This is a genomic window from Pseudomonas sp. GD03903, assembly GCF_029840045.1.
In the GTDB taxonomy this organism is placed as follows: domain Bacteria; phylum Pseudomonadota; class Gammaproteobacteria; order Pseudomonadales; family Pseudomonadaceae; genus Pseudomonas; species Pseudomonas pseudonitroreducens.
On sequence record NZ_JAOCBT010000005.1, the window covers coordinates 360066 to 378963 of the forward strand.

Below are 18898 nucleotides of genomic sequence, written 5' to 3' on the forward strand. Positions count from 1 at the left end.
CAGCGAGAACCTTCTGTATGAAACCGGTACAGCGTGCCTCCCGTGCAAGCACTTTCATCCTCCTCGGCCTGGGTGTGGTCATCGCCCTCCTCGGCCTCGCCCTGGCTGCTGGCGGCATCCGCCTGGTCAGCCTCGGTGGCTCCTGGTACTTCCTCGTCGGTGGCCTGGCCATGGCGCTCTCGGGTCTGCTGATCGCGTTGCGCAAGCCGGTCGGTGCCTGGTTGTTCGCCGCCTTCCTGATTGGCACCGCGCTATGGGCCGTGTCCGACACCGGCCTGGTGTTCTGGCCGCTGTTTTCGCGGCTGTTCATGTTCAGCGCCATCGGCGTGGTGGTCGCGCTGGTCTATCCGATGCTGTCCCGCTCGGCAGGCGGCAACGCTGGGCGTGGAGCCTATGGCATCGCCGGCGTGCTGGCCGTGCTGGTGGTGATTGCCGCCGGCAACATGTTCGTCGCCCATCCCAGCGTGGCGCCCACTGGCAAGGGCCCTGGCCTGACGCCGGTGGACCCGGCCCATGCGCAGAAGGACTGGGCGCACTACGGCAACACCGAGGGCGGCAGTCGCTTCGCCGCGCTGGACCAGATCAACCGTGGCAACGTCGAAAAACTGAAAGTGGCCTGGACCTACCACACCGGCGACGTGGCGGTCAGCGACGGCAACGGCGCGGAAGACCAGCTGACCCCGTTGCAGGTCGGCGACAAGGTGTTCATCTGCACCCCGCACAACAACCTGATCGCGCTGGACGCGGACACCGGCAAGGAGCTGTGGAAGAACGAGATCAACGCGCAGTCCAAGGTCTGGCAACGCTGCCGAGGCATGGCCTATTTCGACGCCACCAGGGAAATCGCCCAGCCGACCCAGCCGAACAGCACACCGGTCATCGCCGCCAGCGTTCCGGCCGGCGCCAACTGCCAGCGCCGCCTGCTGACCAATACCATCGACGCGCGCCTGATCGCGGTGGACGCCGACACCGGCGAGTTCTGCCAGGGCTTCGGCACTAACGGCCAGGTCGACCTGAAGGCCGGCCTGGGTGATGTACCCGACTCGTACTACCAGCTCTCCTCCGCCCCGCTGATGGCCGGTACCACGGTGGTGGTCGGCGGCCGCGTCGCGGACAATGTCCAGACTGACATGCCCGGCGGCGTGATCCGTGGTTTCGATGTCATCACTGGCGCCATGCGCTGGGCCTTCGATCCGGGCAACCCGGAAGACAAGCAGGCCCCGGCGGATGGCAAGAGCTACGTGCGCAGCACGCCCAACAGCTGGGCGCCGATGTCCTACGACCCGGCGATGAACACCGTCTTCCTGCCCATGGGTAGCTCTTCCACCGACATCTATGGCGTGGAGCGGACGAAACTCGACCACACCTACGGCGCGTCGATCCTTGCCGTGGACGCCACCAGCGGCGCCGAAAAGTGGGTCTACCAGACCGTGCACAACGACCTCTGGGACTTCGACCTGCCGATGCAGCCGAGCCTCGTGGACTTCCCCGTGGCCGACGGCAAGACCGTTCCGGCAGTCGTCATCGGCACCAAGGCCGGGCAGATCTACGTGCTCGACCGCGCCACCGGCAAGCCGCTGACCGAGGTCAGGGATGTGCCGGTGAAGCCGGGCGACATCCCCGACGAGCCCTATTCGCCGACCCAGCCGAAATCCGTCGGCATGCCGCAGATCGGCGCGCAGACCCTCAGCGAGTCGGACATGTGGGGCGCCACGCCCTATGACCAGCTGCTGTGCCGCATCGACTTCAAGAAGATGCGCTACGACGGCCTCTACACCGCGCCGGGCACCGACCTGTCGCTGAGCTTCCCCGGCTCCCTGGGCGGCATGAACTGGGGCAGCCTGTCCACCGACCCGGTGCACGGCTTCATCTTCGTCAACGACATGCGCCTGGGCCTGTGGATCCAGATGATCCCCTCGGCCAACAAGGGCGCGGCCGCTGGCGGCGGCGAGGCGCTGAACACCGGCATGGGCGCCGTGCCGCTCAAGGGCACGCCCTACGCGGTGAACAAGAACCGCTTCCTCTCGGTGGCCGGCATCCCGTGCCAGGCGCCGCCATTCGGCACCCTCACCGCCATCGACCTGAAGACCCGCCAGGTGGCCTGGCAGGTACCGGTGGGCACTGTGGAAGACACCGGCCCGCTGGGTATCCGCATGCACCTGCCGATCCCCATCGGCCTGCCGACCCTTGGCGGCACGCTTTCCACCCAGGGCGGCCTGGTGTTCATCGCCGGCACCCAGGACTTCTACCTGCGCGCCTACGACAGCAGCAACGGCAAGGAAATCTGGAAATCCCGCCTGCCCGTCGGCAGCCAGGGCGGCCCGATGACCTACGTGTCGCCGAAGACCGGCAAGCAGTTCGTCGTCATCACCGCCGGTGGTGCGCGGCAGTCCAGCGACCGTGGCGACTACGTGCTGGCCTACGCGCTGCCGGACGGCCAGTAACCCTCCCATCGCGCCCGCCGCGTGCGGGCGCCTCCTTCCGGCGCGGCACTCCCACCGCGCCTTTTTTTATTCGCTTCAAGCTCAGGAAATTCCATGCGCACTTCCCTTCGCCTCACGCCCGGCCTGCTGCTGTGCGTCGCCTCGCTGCCGGCGCTGGCCGCAGAAGGCCTGCTCGAACGTTCCACGATGACCGGCGACTGGGGCGGCCTGCGCCACCAGTTGGAAGAAGGCGGCGTCGGGTTCACCGGCGACTACAGCGGCGAGACTGCCTACAACGCCCACGGCGGCCTGCATCGTTCGGCGCGCTATTCGCAGAACATCAAGCTGGGCGTGCAGTTCGACCTGTCCAGACTCTACGGCCTGGAGAATGGCGGCAAGGTCCAGCTGACCATCAACGACCGCCGCGGCAACAGTGCCTCGGAAGACCTGGTGGGCAACCGCCTGCCGATCCAGGAAAACTACGGCGGCCTCTACACGCGCCTGACCGAGCTGAGCTACGAGCGTGACCTGGGCCAGGCGCTGAACCTCAAGCTCGGCTACATGGCCATGGGCAATGACGTCGGCGGGCTCGACAGCGGCATCCTCTGCAACTTCATGAACGCCGGCTTCTGCGGCCACCCACTGAACATGTCCGGCGGCAGCGGCTGGACCAACTACCCCAACGCACACCTGGGTGCACGGGTGAAGTACAGCTTCGCACCCGACTGGCAGCTGCGCATCGCGCCTTCAACGTCGACCCGCAAAGCAACGGCAACTCCAGCCGCGCCTGGCACCTCACGCCCAAGCACACCACCGGCACCGTGGTGCCCATCGAGCTGATCTACAAACCCCAGGGCGAATTGCCCGGCGAGTACAAGCTCGGCTGGTACTACGACAGCTCCAACGTGCAGCGCATCGGTAGCGCCAAAGAAGAGTCCGGCCGCAGCGGCCACTACCTGCTGGTCGATCAGGCGGTGTGGAACGACCCGGCCTCGAAGGGGCGCAGCCTGCATCTGTTCGGCCAGGCCTCGGCCGCCAGCAGCGCCGCCTCGCCCTTCACCAAGTGGTACGGCGCGGGTGTCGTCCTCTACAAGCCCTTCGAAGGCCGCCCGAAAGACAGTCTCGCGCTGGGTTACGGTCGCGCCGTACCCAACCCGCGCAGCCGTGAAATGCAGGAGAACAACGCCCTCGCCAACGGTCAGGACTACCCGAACCTGGACAGCGGCGAACAGCTCGTCGAACTGAGCTACGGCTACCAGGCCACGCCCTGGCTGACCCTGCGCCCGGACCTGCAGTACGTCATCGAACCGGGAGCCTTCTCCGGCAAGGACATCGACAACGCCCTGCTGCTCGGCCTGCAGGTGAAAGCCAGCTTCTGAGAAAAGCGATCCTGAGACAAATTGATACAGTAACCTCATGATTAATAGGACTTTTCCTATACAAATAGAACGCCCGCACTCCTAAACTGGCCTGTCACCCTGCGGGGCCACCCGCAGGACGTTGACACCGGTTATATGGAGCTACACATGCCCGGTTGGTATGAAATCAAGGAACTCAGCAGCGGCAACCGTCGCGTTCTGCTCAAGAACACTGCCCACGGAACCCTGCTGGAAACTCTGGCCTACCCGACACAGGAGGCAGCCGAGCAGGCCATCAACAGCCTCCGCAGCTCCTGTGCGGCCGTCGAGCGCTACAAGCGCCAGATGTCCCCCGGCGGCAAGAATTTCTTCGTGATCCGCGATAACACCGGTGCAGAACTGCTGACCAGCAAGCTGTACGACTCCGAGGCCGCACGCGAACAGGCGATTGCAACGATCGCCCAGGCCGGCCTCAGCTCCGAGCTGCGTGCACACGCCTGAGTAACGAGCCAATGAAAAGCCCCGCGCAATGCGGGGCTTTTTTGTGGGCGTGCCGCCGGCAAAGCATTGCCCGAGCCGCAGCCGGGGCCGCACACGCCGCCCCTCGGCAACGTCGTCCGGGGCACGTCGCCTGCCGGCAACGCCCAGCAGGCAATAGCCAGCCCGGACCACTGATTCGCCCCGCAACATGTGACTGGCGGCGCATCCCTGCCTATCCTCAAGCTCAGCCCGTCTCGGACAGACGGACCAGGCAGCCCGCCCCAGCACGGACCCGGCCCCATGGACAGCCCCCTGACATCGCGCCCCGGCGCAGAGAACTGCTTCCCTGACGAGGCCCCCGGCGCGCCACGCCCAGCCACGGTGGCCGCATGAAGCGCTGGAGCCGCAAGCCCCTGACGTTACGGGTGCTGATCCTGGTCTTCGTCCTGCTCGCCGCCCTGGCCACTCTCGGCAACAGCCTGTACGTGGCCTACACCGTGCAGCGCTCGGCGCTGATCCATTCGACCCTGGAGGCCAATCGCGCCTATGCCGCCAAGGTTGCCTCAAGCATCGGCGAGTTCATCGACTCGGCGCAGCGCAACCTGGCCTTCAGCGCCAGGATCCTCGCGGCGCACCAGGGTGATCGCACGGTGCTGCGCGCCGAGGCGATGCGCCTGCAGTCGCAGGACGCCTACTTCAACTCGATCGCCATCGTCGACGCCCAGGGCAAGGTGCTCGAAGCCTACCCGGACTCCCTGCAGATAGTCGGCACCACACTGCGCTCGATTGGTGTGCAGCAGGCCCTGCAACTCAAGCGGCCGATGGTCAGCCAGGCCTATGTATCCATCGCCGGCAACCTGGTGGTGTTCATCTCGCAACCCATCGTCAGCCCCACCGGCGAGTACCTCGGCCTGGTCGGCGGGTCGGTCTACATCTTCAAGCAGAGCGTGCTGCATACCATCATCGGCAGCCACTTCCACCACGAGGGCACCTACGCCTTCGTCGCCGATGCCAACCGGCGGTTGCTGCACCACCCCGAGGCGCAGCGGGTCGGCGAGGTGCTGAAGGGCAACCCGACCGTAGAGGCAGCGCTGCGCGGAGAAACCGGCTCGATGGAGGTGCCCAATACCCTTGGCGTGGAAATGCTCGCCGGCTACGCCCAGGTGCCCGACGCCAACTGGGCAGTGGTCGCGCAACAACCTCGCGACCTGAGCCTGGCGCCGCTGGGCCTGCTGATGAAGGACATGTTCTTCGGCCTGATCCCCGCCAGCCTGCTCGGCGTGCTGCTGATCTGGGGCGGCGCCCTGCTGATCACCCGCCCGCTGCGGCAACTGGCCTACAGCGCCGAGCGCCTGTCGGCGCCGGAAACACCGAGCGAGCTGCGCGCCATCGATACGTGGTACCGCGAGGCCGCCGCCATCCGCCAGGCGTTGCTGAGCGGCGTCGGACTGATGCAGCAGAAGCTTGGCCGGCTCAGCCAGGAAGCCCAGAGCGATGCGCTCACCGGGCTGGCCAACCGCCGCGCCCTCGACGCCGCCCTGGCCGCGCTGGAGCAGTCCGGCCTGCCCTATGCGGTATTGCTGCTGGATATCGACCACTTCAAGCGGGTCAACGACAGCTGGGGGCACGACGCTGGCGACGAAGCCCTGCGCCGGGTCGCCGCTGTGCTGCGTGACTCGTCCCGCGCCGAAGACCTGGCCTGTCGTTCGGGTGGCGAAGAGTTCGTCCTGCTGCTGCCGGGAACCAGCCTGGAAGCAGCCCGCAGCATCGCCGAGCGCATCCGCGAAACGGTCGCCGGCACGCTGATTCCCCGCGTCGGCAAGGTCACCCTGTCCATCGGCGTTGCCGATCTAGGTGAGCCGGCGCCGAGCGCCGAAGCGGTGCTCAAGCTGGCCGACCAGCGCCTGTACAGCGCCAAGCAGGCAGGCCGCAACCGGGTGGTCAGCAGCGACCGCCCCTGACCTGCGTCCAGCGGCCAGGGCTGGCTGCAACCGTTCGTCCCATACGCTGAACAGCGCCGCATCCGACCGGTCTTCCAATAAGGCGGCGCAACAGACGTCGTCCACTGCCGGAACTCATAGCGAGCCGCTCACGCTGAACCACTCTCGCTGCAACAGATTTGGGAGGTGCGAACGATGGGCTGCAACGAACACCGCGACCTTGAACGCTCAGACGGCCTGAATCGACTGCTGGACAGCGGAACACTGGCTGCCGGAAGTCGCCAGGAAATCCTCGCCCGCTACATTCTCAATCACGGCTTTGCCGCGCTCTCCGAGGCTCAGCAGCAGGAGTTTCACGATGACCTGCTGCCATTGCTCGAGCGCCGCGATCGCAGTGAAGGCCTGATGCCCCAAGGCAACCTGGACCCAGCCCTCGCCGACCCGCTGATCAACGACCCGGGCAATGAAGACCCCGGCTCGCTGATCGAAATGGAGGTTGCCGAAGGCCTGCGCCCGGCGCGTCGTGGCACACCGCACTGAGGTCCGGTGCGCACCACCGCCTGCGGCGCAGTGGCTGCACAGCGGAAAGCCTGGCGCATTCCCGGAAACCTCCGCCGGCCGCTGCCCGCGCGGCGGAGGTTGGGTTTTTCCTATTCGCTGTTCTTCACCCGCAGCAACAGCCCGAGCAATTGCTCACGGTCGAACGGCTTGGGCAGGCGCAGCACCGAATCGGTCAGGGTGTCCAGGCGCCCGGCGTAGCCAGTGGTGAGTGCGCAGGTCAGCGCAGGATACGTCTGGCGCACCTGCTGGATCAGCAACATGCCGTCCATGTCGGGCATGGCGAAGTCGGTGATCATCAGGTCGAAGTCCGATTCCCCCAGCAATTGCAGCGCCGCTCGTGCCGAGTCGCTGCGCACGGGCTGGCAGCCGAGGTCCGCCAGCAGGGCACTGGTGCCGGCCAGCACCAGTGCATCGTCGTCCACGACCAGCACCCGCAGCCCCAGGGGTTCGGCGGGTTCGCTCTGGGTGTCCGCGGCCAGCACTTCGTCGACAACGCCGGGTTGCGTCCCCGCCTTCACCGCCGGCAACCAGATTTCCACAGTGGTGCCGGATCCCGGTGTACTGCGCAGCAGCAGCGCCCCGCCCTGCTGCTGCGCCAGCCCGTGGACGATGGAAAGCCCCAGCCCGGTGCCCTTGCCGGTCGGTTTGGTGGTGAAGAAAGGTTCGGCGGCGCGGCGCAGGGTGTCCTCGTCCATGCCCTGGCCAGAGTCGGTAACGGCCACGCACACGTAGTCACCCGGCGCCAGCTTGCCGCTCTGCCGCGGCCCGACCTGGGCGTTGCGCGCCGAGAAGGTGATGCTGCCGCCGCCAGGCATGGCGTCGCGGGCGTTGGTGGCGAGGTTGATGATCGCCAGCTCCAGCTGGTTCTGGTCGCTCATCACGCTATCCAGCTGCAAGGGGAAGCGAGTCTCCAGGCTGATGGTCGGGCCCAGGGAGCTGACCAGCAACTCACTCATGTCCTGCAGCAGCGCCGGTAGCTGGATGGGCTGCGGGAACAACCGCTGCTTGCGGGCGAAGGCCAGCATCCGCTGGGTCAGCTGGGCACCTCGGCGGGTGGCTTCCAGGGCGTTGCGCCAGATGCTCTGAACCTTGTCGTTATCCTTCGGCAGTTGCCGTTCGAGCAGTTGCAGGCCGCCAAGGATCACCGTCAGCAGATTATTGAAGTCATGCGCGACGCCGCCGGTGAGCTGGCCCAGCGACTCCATCTTCTGCGACTGGATCAGCTCGTCGCGGGCGCGCTCCAGCTCTTCCTGGGCTCGCCGCTTGTCGGTGATGTCGCGGGTGATCTTGGCGAAGCCCAGCAGCTTGCCGGCTTCGTCGAACACCGGGTCGATGACGATGTTGGCCCAGAAGCGCGAGCCGTCCTTGCGCATCTGCAGGCGCTCTTCCTCGTAACGCCCTTCGGCCAGCGCGGTGTTCAGGCTGGTCTCCGGCACGCCGCCCTGGCGGTCATCGTCGCAGTAGAAGCAGTCGAAGCGACGGCCAATGATTTCTTCCGGGTGGTAGCCCTTGATCCGCTCGGCGCCGGGGTTCCAGCTGGTGACATTGCCTTCGGGGTCGAGCATGTACAGCGCGTAGTCGGTGACGCCGTTCACCAGCAGGCGGAAATGCTGCTCGCTGCGGCGCAAGGCCTGCTCGGTCTCGTGCTGTTCGGTGCGGTCGCGGGTAATCTTGGCGAAGCCCAGCAGCGCGCCGGAAGCATCGCGGATGGCGTCGATCACCACGTGCGCCCAGAACGAGCTGCCATCGCGGTGCAGGCGCCAGCCTTCACTCTCGTAGCGGCCCACCCGCGCCGCTTCGCCCAGGGCATGCTCCGGCAAGCCGGCGGCGCGGTCGGCCGGCGTGTAGAAACGCGAGAAGTGCTCACCGAGGATCTCGTCGGCGGCGTAGCCCTTCAGGCGCTGCGCGCCGGAGCTCCAGCTGCTGACCCGGCCATCGGGGTCGAGCATGTAGATGGCATAGTCGGTCACGGCTTCGACGAGCAGGCGGTAGCGCGCGTCTTCCACGAGTTGGGCGGTGCTGGCGGTCGTTTCAGGCATGCAGTCGGCTCTCCTGGCTCATTGCAGCAAAGCATAGGCGCGAGCGCGCCACCGCACCTGCCGCCAGACGGCGTGCCGCGCTGCCTGGCCGGCTTTCAGCCGCGCTCCACGGGCCGCGCCTTGAGCCACAGGCCGAAGGTCCTGACGACCTCCACCACCGGGCGCAGTCGATCACCGTCGGCGCTGAGGCAATACTCCACCCGTGGCGGAACCTCGGGATAGACCGTGCGAGTCACCAGCCCCGCGTCCTCCAGTGCCCGGAGTTCGGCCGTGAGAATGCGCTGGGATATCTCCGGCATGTCACGGCGCAACTCGTTGAAGCGCTTGCTGCCCTCAAGCAGGTACGACACCAGCAACAGGCGCCAGCGGCCGCCGATCACGCGCATGGCTTCCTCGACCGAACAGCCCGAAACGTTCTTCTTCATCGCTACTTCCCGGTAACCTTTTTGTGCCCAGGCCACAAAAAAGTGCGTTCTTACGCGCTGCATCGGGCTCGGCAATACTGGCCGCCCATTACCGGCCAGAGCCTGCCCCGATGAAACTCTACTTTGCCCCCAATGCCTGCTCACTCGCCCCGCACATCATCCTGCGCGAGCTGGGCCTGCCGTTCGCGCTGATACGCGTGAACAACCAGAGCAAACGAACCGCCGATGGCCGGGACTTCTACCAGATCAACCCCAAGGGCTACGTGGCGGCGCTGCAACTGCCCGACGGCACGGTGCTCACCGAGGGCGCGGCGATTCTACAGTACCTCGCCGACCAGCGACCCGAAGCGGGCCTCGCACCACTCAATGGCACCCTGGAACGTACGCTGCTGCAGGCGCAGCTCAATTTCATCGGCAGCGAACTGCACGCGGCGATGAGCCCGCTGTTCGACAGCGCGATAGCCGAGCCGGTGAAGGATCTGCTGCGATCGAAACTCGCCCGGCGCCTGGGCTACCTGGACCAGGCCATGGCCGCCAGCGGCTACGCCTTCGGCGACCGCTTCAGCATCGCCGACGCCTACCTGTTCAGCGTGCTGGGCTGGTCCGAACAACTGAAAATCGACCTCGGGGCTTATCCGGCGATCCGCCGCTTCCGCGCAACAGTCGCTGCGCGCCCGGCGGTCGTCGAGGCGTTGCGCGCCGAAGCCGAGGCGCCCGCCGTCGCCTGAACCGCCCGGCGGCCAGCACTCGCCTAGGGCGCACAACCGCTCGGCGGAAAATTCGCCGCTGCATCGCGCAAGCCGCACCTTCCGTGGTCCATCACACTAGCCCGGCCCGCCATGTGCCGGGTTTGCTGCAATGAGCACAGGAGATACTGGATGAGCGCTGACCCCGAGAGTTTCGCCAATGCCTACCAGAACGCCCTGGTGGAAGTGGCCCTGCCCGTCTTCGCCCGCGCCAGCGAGTTCGCCCGCAAGCACGGCCTGGAATGCAGCGTGGAGTTGCTGGATGGCCGCCGCGACCTGCCGCAGCTGAGCCTGAAGGTGCGCCACTCCTGCCATGATGCCGAATGCATCTGCCGCATCAGCGCCGACCCGCAGACGCAGCGCCTGTGCCACGAAAACCGCTGCGGCGAGACCGAAGCCGACGTGCAGCAGGTGATCGGATCACTCGCCTCGCTCAATGAAATGGTGCTGGACACCCGCCTGCTGGAGTTTTTCCAGAGCTCCTTCGCCCTGCACCTGGACTACGCGTCCAGCCGGCACGCCGGGGGCTTCTGGTAGCCGGCAGAGGTAGCTCAGCAGCCGCAGGCCGCCCGGCGTGCGGTCCAGGACATGCGTGTCTCGGGATGCCCGGTGTGTTCGTCCGCGCGTTCCTCCAGCACCTCGAAACCATGCCGCTGGTAGAACGCCAGTGCGCCGGCATTGGCCGAGTAGACTGCCAGCTCCAGCATCGGCAGGTGGATCTTGGCATCGCTCAGCAGGTGCGAGCCCAGCCCCTTGCCCTGGCATTCCGGGGCGACGAAGAGCGCGGCCAGGGCGCCATCATGCAGGCTGTAGAAACCGCTCACGCAGCCGTCGCTCTCGACGACGCGCGAGGCGGCGGCCGGCAGATAGACGTCGCGCATGTCCTGCAGACGCTGCTGCCAGAAATCGCTATCGATGAAGTGATGGGCCTGCTGCGAAGCGCGCAGCCAGATATCCAGCACCCGCTCCATGTCGTCGTCGCGAAAGTCACGGATCAGCATCGGCAGTCGTCTCCCGGTTCGTTGAAGTGCTCATGGCGTGGCGGGCGGCATCCTCGCACAAGCGATCGCCCCTGCGCGCCCCCGCGCGCTGCCACCAATCGTCGCACCTGCCCAGCCTCCAACGATGGCAAAAAACGGCCGGCGAGCGCCTCTTGCACTCAAGCACGCCCGGCAGCGGCCGTCAGGTTCCACTCATCAGAATCAGTGAACGCCTGCAGGCCTGGAGGTTCTCTGCAATGGGTCCGGCAAATCCGCGAACGCGCAACGCAGAGCGGCCACGCCCGCTCACAGCGCGACAGCGAACGGCGCTGCCGGCTCGGTGAAATTCATCCACAAACACTCAAGGAGACACTCGAATGGGCAGCTATCGCTGGTTCCCCTCCAACCGCCAGACTGGCGTGCAGGAACTGCAGTCCCTGGTAAACGACCTCGAAACCCTGCTGGCCGGCAGCCGCGAGTTGACGACGGAACAATTGCCGGCCTTCAGGAGCAGGCTGCGCGAACTGGTGGCCGACGGCCGCGACACCAGCGAGCACCTGATCCAGCGCAGCCGCCGGGCCATCCGCGCGGGTGGCGAGTACGCCGGCGAACACCCCTGGCAGACTGCGGCAGTACTGGCGACGGCCGCGGGCCTGCTGGCGGCGGTCTGTGCGTTCAGCCGCCAGCAACGCTGAGTGAGGCGCCGGGCGCTGGCATGGCGCACGCACGCTAGTCGATGAAGCTGTCGATCAGCTCCAGCCCCAAGCTGCGCACCCGCCCGGCGCTGCTCAGCTCGTCGCCATGGATGCCGACCACAATGGTCGAGGGCATGTCCGCCGGTTGGCTGCTGAGGCGGATCGAATAGCGACCGCCGGCCTCCCGGTAGCAGGAGAAATTGAACAGCGGGTAGGCTTCGTGGAGCACCGCTTCCACATCCAGGCGTCGGAACTGCGTCATGGCCACCTCCTCTCCCTGGCTAAACCCTGCCCGCTCGGCCAGGCGAGGGAAATACTGGCGATTGGCCCAGGCACTGCGCCTCGCGGCTGCCGCCGGGCGGATCGCCAGCGCTGGCAGGCGCGCTGGGCGTCACGATGCAGACCGAAACCGTTGCGGATTTCAGACGGAAGGCCCGGCCCTGTGGCAAACGGCTTGGGGCAGCGCCTGGCCGTGCATTTTCCAGCGCTTTGCCGCTGCGACCTTGCATCCTGCAAATGACCAATCGCCAGCATGCCTGGGCGATTCCCTGCAATAACAACCTGTTAAGCGGATGAAACAGTCTCTCCCGGCGTGGCACGGCTGATGCGAGGTTCCAGGCTCAAGCCAGCGCCCTGGCTTTTGCCAACCAGCGGGAGGGAAAGATCATGTCCAGTTACCACGACACGGCCATCGAACATCTCAGCCAGCAGTTCCGCGACTACCGCCCACAGTTCTCGACCAGGCCCGATGGCACGCTGCTGATCAGCCTGCGCAATACCGCAGGCAAGCGCCTGATCTCACGTGTGATCCAGCACGAAGAACAGTCCAGCAGCGTGTTGCTGAACGATCTCGTGGAGCGTATCCGCCGCGACCTGATGACCGTGGAGGGGCCGCTGGAAGAGGTCAACGTCGAGTGGTTCCTCAAGCGTATCGAGTTGCAGACGTTCATCCCGCTGAACCCGACCCACCGGCCGCGCAAGGTGGTGGTGGCCGGAGCACGCCTGCGCGCCCAGGCTGGCAAGCACGCCCGGCAAGCGCGCTGAGCATGAAAACATCCCAGGACACCCCCGCCCCGATCCTCAGGCGGCCCGCGAGGAGTCGCTGGAGGAACGGGTAGACATCGAACCGCAGGGCAGTCGGCAAGTACCCCACCCGTCCGCCGCCGACCAGGGCGGCCTCAGGGAAGAGCCCGCATGAGCGAGCGAGACACAGCAGCAAACTGGCCCGCCCGGCTCGAAGCCCATGCCGGTGCCGCCGTCAGTCCGGACAGTCGGGCGGCTACCGGCTTTCTCCGTGCCGGATGCGTGGCGCCAGATGCGTGCCAACGTCCCTCCCGCCAGACCGCGGGCAGGAAAGGACGCTGGGACGCCGGCCTTCAGCGCGCCAGGAATGGCGGCGGCGCGTCGATTACGCCGGTCTCGTTGACGTATTGCTTGTAGTGCTCGATCAGCGCTTCCAGCTTGGCCGGCTCGCTCTTGGCCAGGTCACGGGTCTCGCCGGGGTCGCTGGCCAGGTCATACAGCTGCCAGGTTGCCGGGCCGACCGGAGCCGGTAGGTACACCGCCTTCCAGTCGCCCTGGCGGATGGCGCGCATGCCGAACAGCTCCCAGCCGGTAACGGTCTTTTCGTCGTGGGCCTGTTCGGTCTCGCCGGACAGCCAGCCCAGCCACGACTTGCCGCGCACCTCGGCCACCTCGCGGCCATGCCAGTGCTTGCCCGGATGGCGCACGCCGGCCAGGTCGAGAATGGTCGGGGTAATGTCCATCACGGTGGAAAACGAGTGGCTGATCTCACCCTGGCGTTGCAGCGCGGGGTAGCGCACCAGTGCCGGCACGCGGATGCCGCCCTCGGTGGTGAAGGCCTTGTACAGCCGCGACGGCGCGGTGGCCGCCTGTGCCCAGCGCGGGCCGTACCAGATGTACGAGTTGGCGCGGCCGATGTTCTCCAGGCTGTTGTCATAGTGCTGGTCGAGGAAACTCAGCAGGTCCGGGCCGAAGCGCGGGAAGGCTTCCAGCAGCGCACCCTCGGCGCCGTTGTCGGACATGAACAGGACGAAGGTGTTGTCCAGCTCGCCCTGCTGGCGCAGGTACTCGACGACGCGGCCGACGTTCCAGTCCAGGCGCTCGACCATCGCCGCGTAGACCTCCATGGCCCGCGCCGATTTCGCCCTCTCCTCGTCGGTCAGGCGCGCCCACTCCTTGCTGATCGCCAGTACCGGATGCGCCTGCACGTCGGCGTCGATCAGGCCCAATTGCTTGAGCCGCTCCAGGCGTTCCAGGCGCAGCGCCTCGGGGCCGGCGTCGTAACGCCCCCGGTACCTGTCGACCACCTCCTTGGGCGCCTGCAGCGGCCAGTGCGGCGCGGAGAACGGCAGGTAGGCGAAGAACGGCCGGCTCTGGTCGCGCTCCTTGAGGTACTCGATCAGCTTGTCGCCGAAGGCATCGGAGGAATAGAAGTCGGCCGGCAACTCGTCGATGAACTGATCATCTTCGACATACAGCGCCGGCGTGCCCTTGAGGATGCGCGGCGTGGTTTCGTCATAGGGCGGCTCGAAGCCATAGTGGTTGGCCGCGCCGGGCAGCAATGAGAAGGAGCGCTCGAAGCCGCGCGCATGGGGCGCTTGCTCCAGCTTCAGGCCCAGGTGCCATTTGCCGGACAGCAGCGTCTGGTAGCCGGCCTCGCGCAGCAGTTCGGGTAGCGCCACGACACGGTCGTTCAGGTAACCCTCGTAGCCCGGCTTGCCTTCCAGCTCCGGGGTCAGCGCCTCGGCCATGGTGCCGATGCCGGCAATGTGGTGGTCGGTGCCGGTGAGCAGCATCGAGCGCGTCGGCGAGCAGGTCGGCGCGGTGTGGAAATCGGTCAGGCGCAGGCCTTCAAGGGCCAGTGCATCCAGGTGCGGCGTGGCGATCTCGCCACCGAAGGCGCCGAGATCGGAGAAGCCGAGGTCGTCGGCGACGATGACGAGGAAGTTGGGGCGTTTGCTCATGGAAAGCCTCGTGAAATGGAAAAGTCGGTGTACTCGGCGCCCCCTCACCCCAGCCCTCTCCCAGAGGGAGAGGGAGCCGTCCGTGCCGGCTGAAACCACAGTTTCAACCCGCGCCAATCGGTCCCCTCTCCCTCTGGGAGAGGGTTAGGGTGAGGGAACTCGTGCCCTCAGCAGGCAAGAAACTCGAACGGCAGGTCTTCCACCCGCTTGAGCTGCGGCGCGACGTAGTCGCCCTCGCCCGTCAGCTCGTGCAGCAGCGCCTCACGCTGGCGCAGGAAGTCGTAGCCGCCACGCTCGCGCGGGTGCTCCAGCGGCACCCCGACAATGCGCTTGATGCGCCCGGGTCGCGGCGCCATCACCACCACGCGGTCGGCGAGGAACAGCGCCTCCTCCACATCGTGGGTCACCAGCACCGTGGTGATGCGCTCGCGCTGGCGGATGCGCAACAACTCGCCCTGCAACTGCTGGCGGGTCAGCGCGTCCAGGGCGCCGAAGGGCTCGTCCAGCAGCAGGATGCGCGGGCTGGCGACCAATCCGCGGGCAATCGCCACGCGTTGCGCCATGCCACCGGAGAGCTGGTGCGGATAGGCTCGGGCAAAGGCGGACAGGCCCACCAGTTGCAGATAGTCGGCAACCTTCGCGGCCTTGCCGGTTTCGCTCAGCGCTTCGTTGACCAGTCCGAGGGCGACGTTCTGTTCCACCGTCAGCCAGGGGAACAGACGGTGCTCCTGGAACACGATGCCGCGCTCGCCACCGATGCCGTCGATGGGCGCGCCATCAATGCGGATCTCGCCCTGAAACTCGCGATCGAGCCCTACCAGCAGACGCAGCAGCGTGGACTTGCCACAGCCGCTGGCGCCGACGATGGCGATGAATTCGCCATCGGCGATCTCCAGGTCGAAACGTTCGATGGCCTGCAACTCGCGACCGTCCACGGGGAAACTCTTGGCCACCTGGCGAAAGCTCACCAGGGCCGGGGAAGCGAAGGCGTTCATGCGTGTCTCCAGCGCGTCACGCGCGCTTCGATGCGCTGGCCGAGGGCGGCCAGCAGGGCTCCGGTGAGGCCGACCAGCAACATGCCGGCGCCGACCAGGTCCATGCGGAAGAGTTGTTGTGCGCCGATCATCAGACTGCCGATGCCGCCATCCGAGGGCATGAAGTACTCGGCGCCGATGGTGCCGAGCCAGGCGTAGATCAGCGCCAGGCGCACCCCGGCGAACACCGAGGGTGCGGCCCCCGGCAGTACCAGTCGACGCAGGCGCTGCCAGGGCGAGAGGCGCAGGGCGATGGCCGCCTCGCTCAGCTGCGCCGGCAGGCTGGCGATGCCGCGCTGGGTCGCCAGCAGCAGCGGGAAGAACGCGGCCAGGCCGACGAATACCACCTTGGCCAGTTCGCCCAGGCCGAACCAGGCGGTGAGCAGCGGCACCCAGGCAAAGATCGCCACCTGCCGCAGCGCGGCGAAGGATGGGCCGAGCAGCCGTTCCGCCGGGCGCCACAGGCCCAGCCCGAGGCCGAGCAGGAAGCCCAGCGAGCCGCCGAGCAGCAATCCACCGAGGGTACGTTGCAGGCTCGCCAGCAGCGCACCGGTCAGGCTGTTGTCGAGCAAGCCGCTCCACAGCGCGCGAGCGACAGAAGCCGGGCTGGCGAGAATCGCCGGATCGACCCACTGCAGCGCGCTCGCCGCCTGCCAGATCGCCAGCAAGGCCAGCGGCAGCAGCCAGGGCTGCCAGCCCTGCCCCGAGGCACTGCGGCGAAACTCGCCGACGGCCTGCTGCGGCCAATGCACCAGGTGCCGGTCCAGCGCCTGGATGCCACGGTCCATGGCTGCCCCCACCAGGCCGATGACCAGGATGCAGACGAACACGATGTCGAGCATGAAGAGTTGCCGCGCCTGCACCATCAGGTAACCGATGCCTTCGCTGGAGGCCAGCAGCTCCACGGCCAGCAGCGAAGTCCAGCCTTGCGCCAGTGCCAGGCGCACGCCGGTAAGGAACGCGGGAAGCGCCGCCGGCAGGATCAGCCGCCACAGCAACAGCCGGCGCGGCAGGCGCAGCACGGCGGCGGCTTCGCGCAGACGCGGCTGGGCATCGCGCACGCCCACCAGGGTGTGCAGCGTCACCGGCACGATGATCGCCTTGATCAGCACCACCAGCTTGAGCAGCTCGCCGATGCCGAAGAACAGCATGAACAGCGGAATCCAGGCCAGCGTCGGAACCTGCGCCAGGGCACTGAAGGTGGGCAGCACCAGACGCTCGGCGCGGCGACTGAAGCCGAGCCAGGCGCCCAGTGCCAGCCCGCTGAGGATGCCGGCCAGCAGGCCCCAAAGCAGACGCTTCAGGCTGATGCCCAACTGCTCCCAGAGTTCGCCGGCGAGCAGCTCGCGGCCGGCCTGCAGCACCAGTTCGGGCGTGGGAAGAATCTGCGCGGACATCCAGTGCCGGTGGCTGGCAGTCCACCAGAGCGCCGCAATGGCCAGCGGCACCAGCCACGGCAGGATGGCTTCGAACCCGCGCCCAGCGATCATGGAAGGCCTCGGGCGAGAACTGGGAAGAGCAAGGCGATAAGGCTTCGAGATATTCTTCATTGGAATATAAATAGTTATATCAATGCATTTATGAGCTAACACAGGCCATTTAAGGGAAGGCCCCCGCGCTCATCCAATGCATTCGCCGAATATTTTTTATGCCCTCCGGGCATCTGCCCGCGAAGCCTTGTGCTCTCTCGCTTAGCTCGAATAATTACTAAAAAATGAATTTTTATTATTTTGTTGGCGATCAGCCCCATGCCTTTAGTGCGGGCGCCGGAGCCGCATGCGCTCCCCTACTGCAGGAGGCAGGCGCCATGAAGGCCCTCACCCAACAATTGCTCTCCCTCTTCGCCGCGCCAGTACTGGCCGGCCTGCTCGGCGCCTACCCGCTGGTGACCCAGGCGGCCGACCCGCTGAAGGAAATCCGCATCGCCGTGCCCGACGTCAGCGCCGGGCAGAACCACTCCGGCGGCGGCGTGGTGGACATCCTCTATACCAGCCAGTTGCTGGAGAAGGAGTTCGCCAAGGACGGCATCCAGGTGAAATGGAGCTTCTTCAAGGGCGCAGGCCCAGTGGTCAACGAAGCCTTCGCCAACGGCCAGGTAGACTTCGCCTACCTGGGCGATCTGGCCGCGATCATCGGCAAGTCCAGCGGGCTGGATAGCCGCGTGCTGGCCGCCACCGCGCGCGGCGTCAACCATTACCTGGGCGTGCAGCCGGGCTCGGGGATCAAGACCCTGGCCGACCTCAAGGGCAAGCGCGTGGGCATCTTCCGCGGCACCGCCAGCCAGCTGTCATTCGACAATGCCCTGGCCAGCGCCGGGCTCTCCGAGAAGGACCTGAAGGTGATCAACCTCGACTTCAGCGCCGCTCTCGCCGCCCTGGCGGCCAAGCAGATCGACGCCACCTGGGGCCTGGCCGGCCTGTTCGCCCTGCGCGACAAGGGCCTGGCGGAGATCCCCCTGAGCACCCATGACCTCGGCGGCGCCGGGACCCTGCAGGCATTGCTGGTGGGCAACGGCGAATTCGTCGACGCCCACCCGGAGATCACCGAGCGTCTGCTCAAGGTGCAGCTGCAAGCCGTGCAGTGGGCCAGCGCCGAGGCCAACCGCGATGCGTACATCGAGCTGGTATCCAGGCAGGCCAATTATCCGTCGGTGATCTTCAAGAGCGAATTCCAGGGCCGTCCGCTGGTGGAGGTCCTGTCACCGAAGCTCGACGCCGATTTCCTCGGCCGCCTGGATGCGTCCATCACGGCAGCCAGGAGCTACGGCCTGATCCGCCGCGAATTCAAGGCCGCCGACTGGGCCAGCCCGGCGCTGCAGGACGCCGCCAGCCGCGACTTGGCTGCGCAGCCGGTGGCGGCGGTGCAGTAGTCTTCCGGCCTTCATCTGTAGGATGGGTGGAGCTTGCGATACCCATGCTGCCCCGAGCGCATCATCATCGATGGGTATCGCTGCGCTCCACGCCATCCTACGTTCGCTCTCCACCGTGACGCAGTATCGTAGGGCGCCTACCGCGCCAGCGTTATCCGCCGCCATGTGGCCGGCGGATAACCTGTTCCAGGTTATTCACCCTACGGTCCTGCCGGAAGCGGCGAGCCGTGACTTGGCTGCGCAGCCGGTGGCGGCGGTGCAATAGCCTTCCGGCCTTCATCTGTAGGATGGGTGGAGCTTGCGATACCCATGCTGCCCCGAGCGCATCATCATCGATGGGTATCGCTGCGCTCCACGCCAT

General features: G+C 66.6%; 16 protein-coding genes and 1 pseudogene. 10 read left to right on the top strand and 7 right to left on the bottom strand.

Features of this window, described 5'->3' with window-relative positions; all coding sequences use genetic code 11:
* Window positions 1–17 precede the first annotated feature (17 nt).
* The 5 genes and pseudogenes from N5C91_RS10750 (at window position 18) to N5C91_RS10770 (ending at window position 6741) form a co-directional block, all read left to right on the top strand.
* Window positions 18–2444, top strand: coding sequence for a glucose/quinate/shikimate family membrane-bound PQQ-dependent dehydrogenase (locus tag N5C91_RS10750; RefSeq protein ID WP_279829515.1), 2427 nt, complete (start codon window positions 18–20; stop codon window positions 2442–2444).
* Between the two features lie 186 nt (window positions 2445–2630).
* A pseudogene (locus N5C91_RS10755) lies at window positions 2631–3802 on the top strand (carbohydrate porin).
* A 147-nt stretch (window positions 3803–3949) separates the two neighbouring features.
* On the top strand, window positions 3950–4282 hold the full coding sequence (locus tag N5C91_RS10760) for a DUF1508 domain-containing protein (RefSeq protein WP_279829517.1): 333 nt from the start codon (window positions 3950–3952) through the stop codon (window positions 4280–4282).
* Between the two features lie 368 nt (window positions 4283–4650).
* Complete coding sequence (locus tag N5C91_RS10765; RefSeq protein ID WP_279829519.1) at window positions 4651–6222, top strand: sensor domain-containing diguanylate cyclase; 1572 nt, start codon at window positions 4651–4653, stop codon at window positions 6220–6222.
* Between the two features lie 174 nt (window positions 6223–6396).
* Window positions 6397–6741, top strand: a complete 345-nt coding sequence (locus tag N5C91_RS10770; RefSeq protein WP_236175699.1) for a hypothetical protein — start codon at window positions 6397–6399, stop codon at window positions 6739–6741.
* Window positions 6742–6851: 110 nt separating this feature from the next.
* Here N5C91_RS10770 and N5C91_RS10775 read toward each other — a convergent pair whose 3' ends face one another.
* Window positions 6852–8801 carry a PAS domain S-box protein gene (locus N5C91_RS10775; protein WP_279829521.1) on the bottom strand — a complete coding sequence of 650 codons (1950 nt, stop codon included), beginning with the start codon at window positions 8799–8801 and terminating at the stop codon, window positions 6852–6854.
* Window positions 8802–8896: 95 nt separating this feature from the next.
* Window positions 8897–9226 (bottom strand): helix-turn-helix domain-containing protein, encoded by a 330-nt coding sequence (locus N5C91_RS10780; protein WP_279829522.1) that lies wholly within the window; start codon window positions 9224–9226, stop codon window positions 8897–8899.
* A gap of 110 nt (window positions 9227–9336) precedes the next feature.
* Between N5C91_RS10780 and gstA the strand changes: the two genes are divergently transcribed.
* Together gstA and N5C91_RS10790 are read left to right on the top strand one after the other, a co-directional pair.
* Window positions 9337–9954: a glutathione transferase GstA gene (gene gstA / locus N5C91_RS10785; RefSeq protein ID WP_279829524.1), complete on the top strand. Its 618-nt coding sequence runs from the start codon at window positions 9337–9339 to the stop codon at window positions 9952–9954.
* 150 nt (window positions 9955–10104) lie between these two features.
* Window positions 10105–10509: a hypothetical protein gene (locus tag N5C91_RS10790; RefSeq protein WP_236175703.1), complete on the top strand. Its 405-nt coding sequence runs from the start codon at window positions 10105–10107 to the stop codon at window positions 10507–10509.
* 14 nt (window positions 10510–10523) lie between these two features.
* Here the strand turns inward: N5C91_RS10790 and N5C91_RS10795 are convergent, their stop codons facing one another.
* Window positions 10524–10970 (bottom strand): N-acetyltransferase, encoded by a 447-nt coding sequence (locus tag N5C91_RS10795; protein WP_236175710.1) that lies wholly within the window; start codon window positions 10968–10970, stop codon window positions 10524–10526.
* A gap of 359 nt (window positions 10971–11329) precedes the next feature.
* Here N5C91_RS10795 and N5C91_RS10800 point away from each other — a divergent pair, with 359 nt between their 5' ends.
* On the top strand, window positions 11330–11647 hold the full coding sequence (locus tag N5C91_RS10800) for a hypothetical protein (protein WP_279829526.1): 318 nt from the start codon (window positions 11330–11332) through the stop codon (window positions 11645–11647).
* Between the two features lie 34 nt (window positions 11648–11681).
* Here N5C91_RS10800 and N5C91_RS10805 read toward each other — a convergent pair whose 3' ends face one another.
* The gene (locus N5C91_RS10805; protein WP_236175705.1) at window positions 11682–11909 is read right to left on the bottom strand and encodes a hypothetical protein; all 228 of its coding nucleotides are present in this window, start codon (window positions 11907–11909) and stop codon (window positions 11682–11684) included.
* A 404-nt stretch (window positions 11910–12313) separates the two neighbouring features.
* Here N5C91_RS10805 and N5C91_RS10810 point away from each other — a divergent pair, with 404 nt between their 5' ends.
* The gene (locus N5C91_RS10810; protein ID WP_279829528.1) at window positions 12314–12691 is read left to right on the top strand and encodes a DUF3509 domain-containing protein; all 378 of its coding nucleotides are present in this window, start codon (window positions 12314–12316) and stop codon (window positions 12689–12691) included.
* Window positions 12692–13023: 332 nt separating this feature from the next.
* Here the strand turns inward: N5C91_RS10810 and N5C91_RS10815 are convergent, their stop codons facing one another.
* The 3 genes from N5C91_RS10815 to N5C91_RS10825 form a co-directional block, all read right to left on the bottom strand.
* Window positions 13024–14634, bottom strand: coding sequence for an arylsulfatase (locus N5C91_RS10815; protein ID WP_279829530.1), 1611 nt, complete (start codon window positions 14632–14634; stop codon window positions 13024–13026).
* 167 nt (window positions 14635–14801) lie between these two features.
* Window positions 14802–15629, bottom strand: a complete 828-nt coding sequence (locus N5C91_RS10820) for an ABC transporter ATP-binding protein (protein ID WP_279829532.1) — start codon at window positions 15627–15629, stop codon at window positions 14802–14804.
* The gene (locus tag N5C91_RS10825; protein WP_279829534.1) at window positions 15626–17158 is read right to left on the bottom strand and encodes an ABC transporter permease; all 1533 of its coding nucleotides are present in this window, start codon (window positions 17156–17158) and stop codon (window positions 15626–15628) included. Before N5C91_RS10825 ends, N5C91_RS10820 begins: the two co-directional genes overlap by 4 nt.
* A 317-nt stretch (window positions 17159–17475) precedes the next feature.
* On the opposite strand from N5C91_RS10825, the gene N5C91_RS10830 reads away from it, so the two are divergent.
* Window positions 17476–18537: an ABC transporter substrate-binding protein gene (locus N5C91_RS10830; protein WP_279829536.1), complete on the top strand. Its 1062-nt coding sequence runs from the start codon at window positions 17476–17478 to the stop codon at window positions 18535–18537.
* Window positions 18538–18898 lie beyond the last annotated feature (361 nt).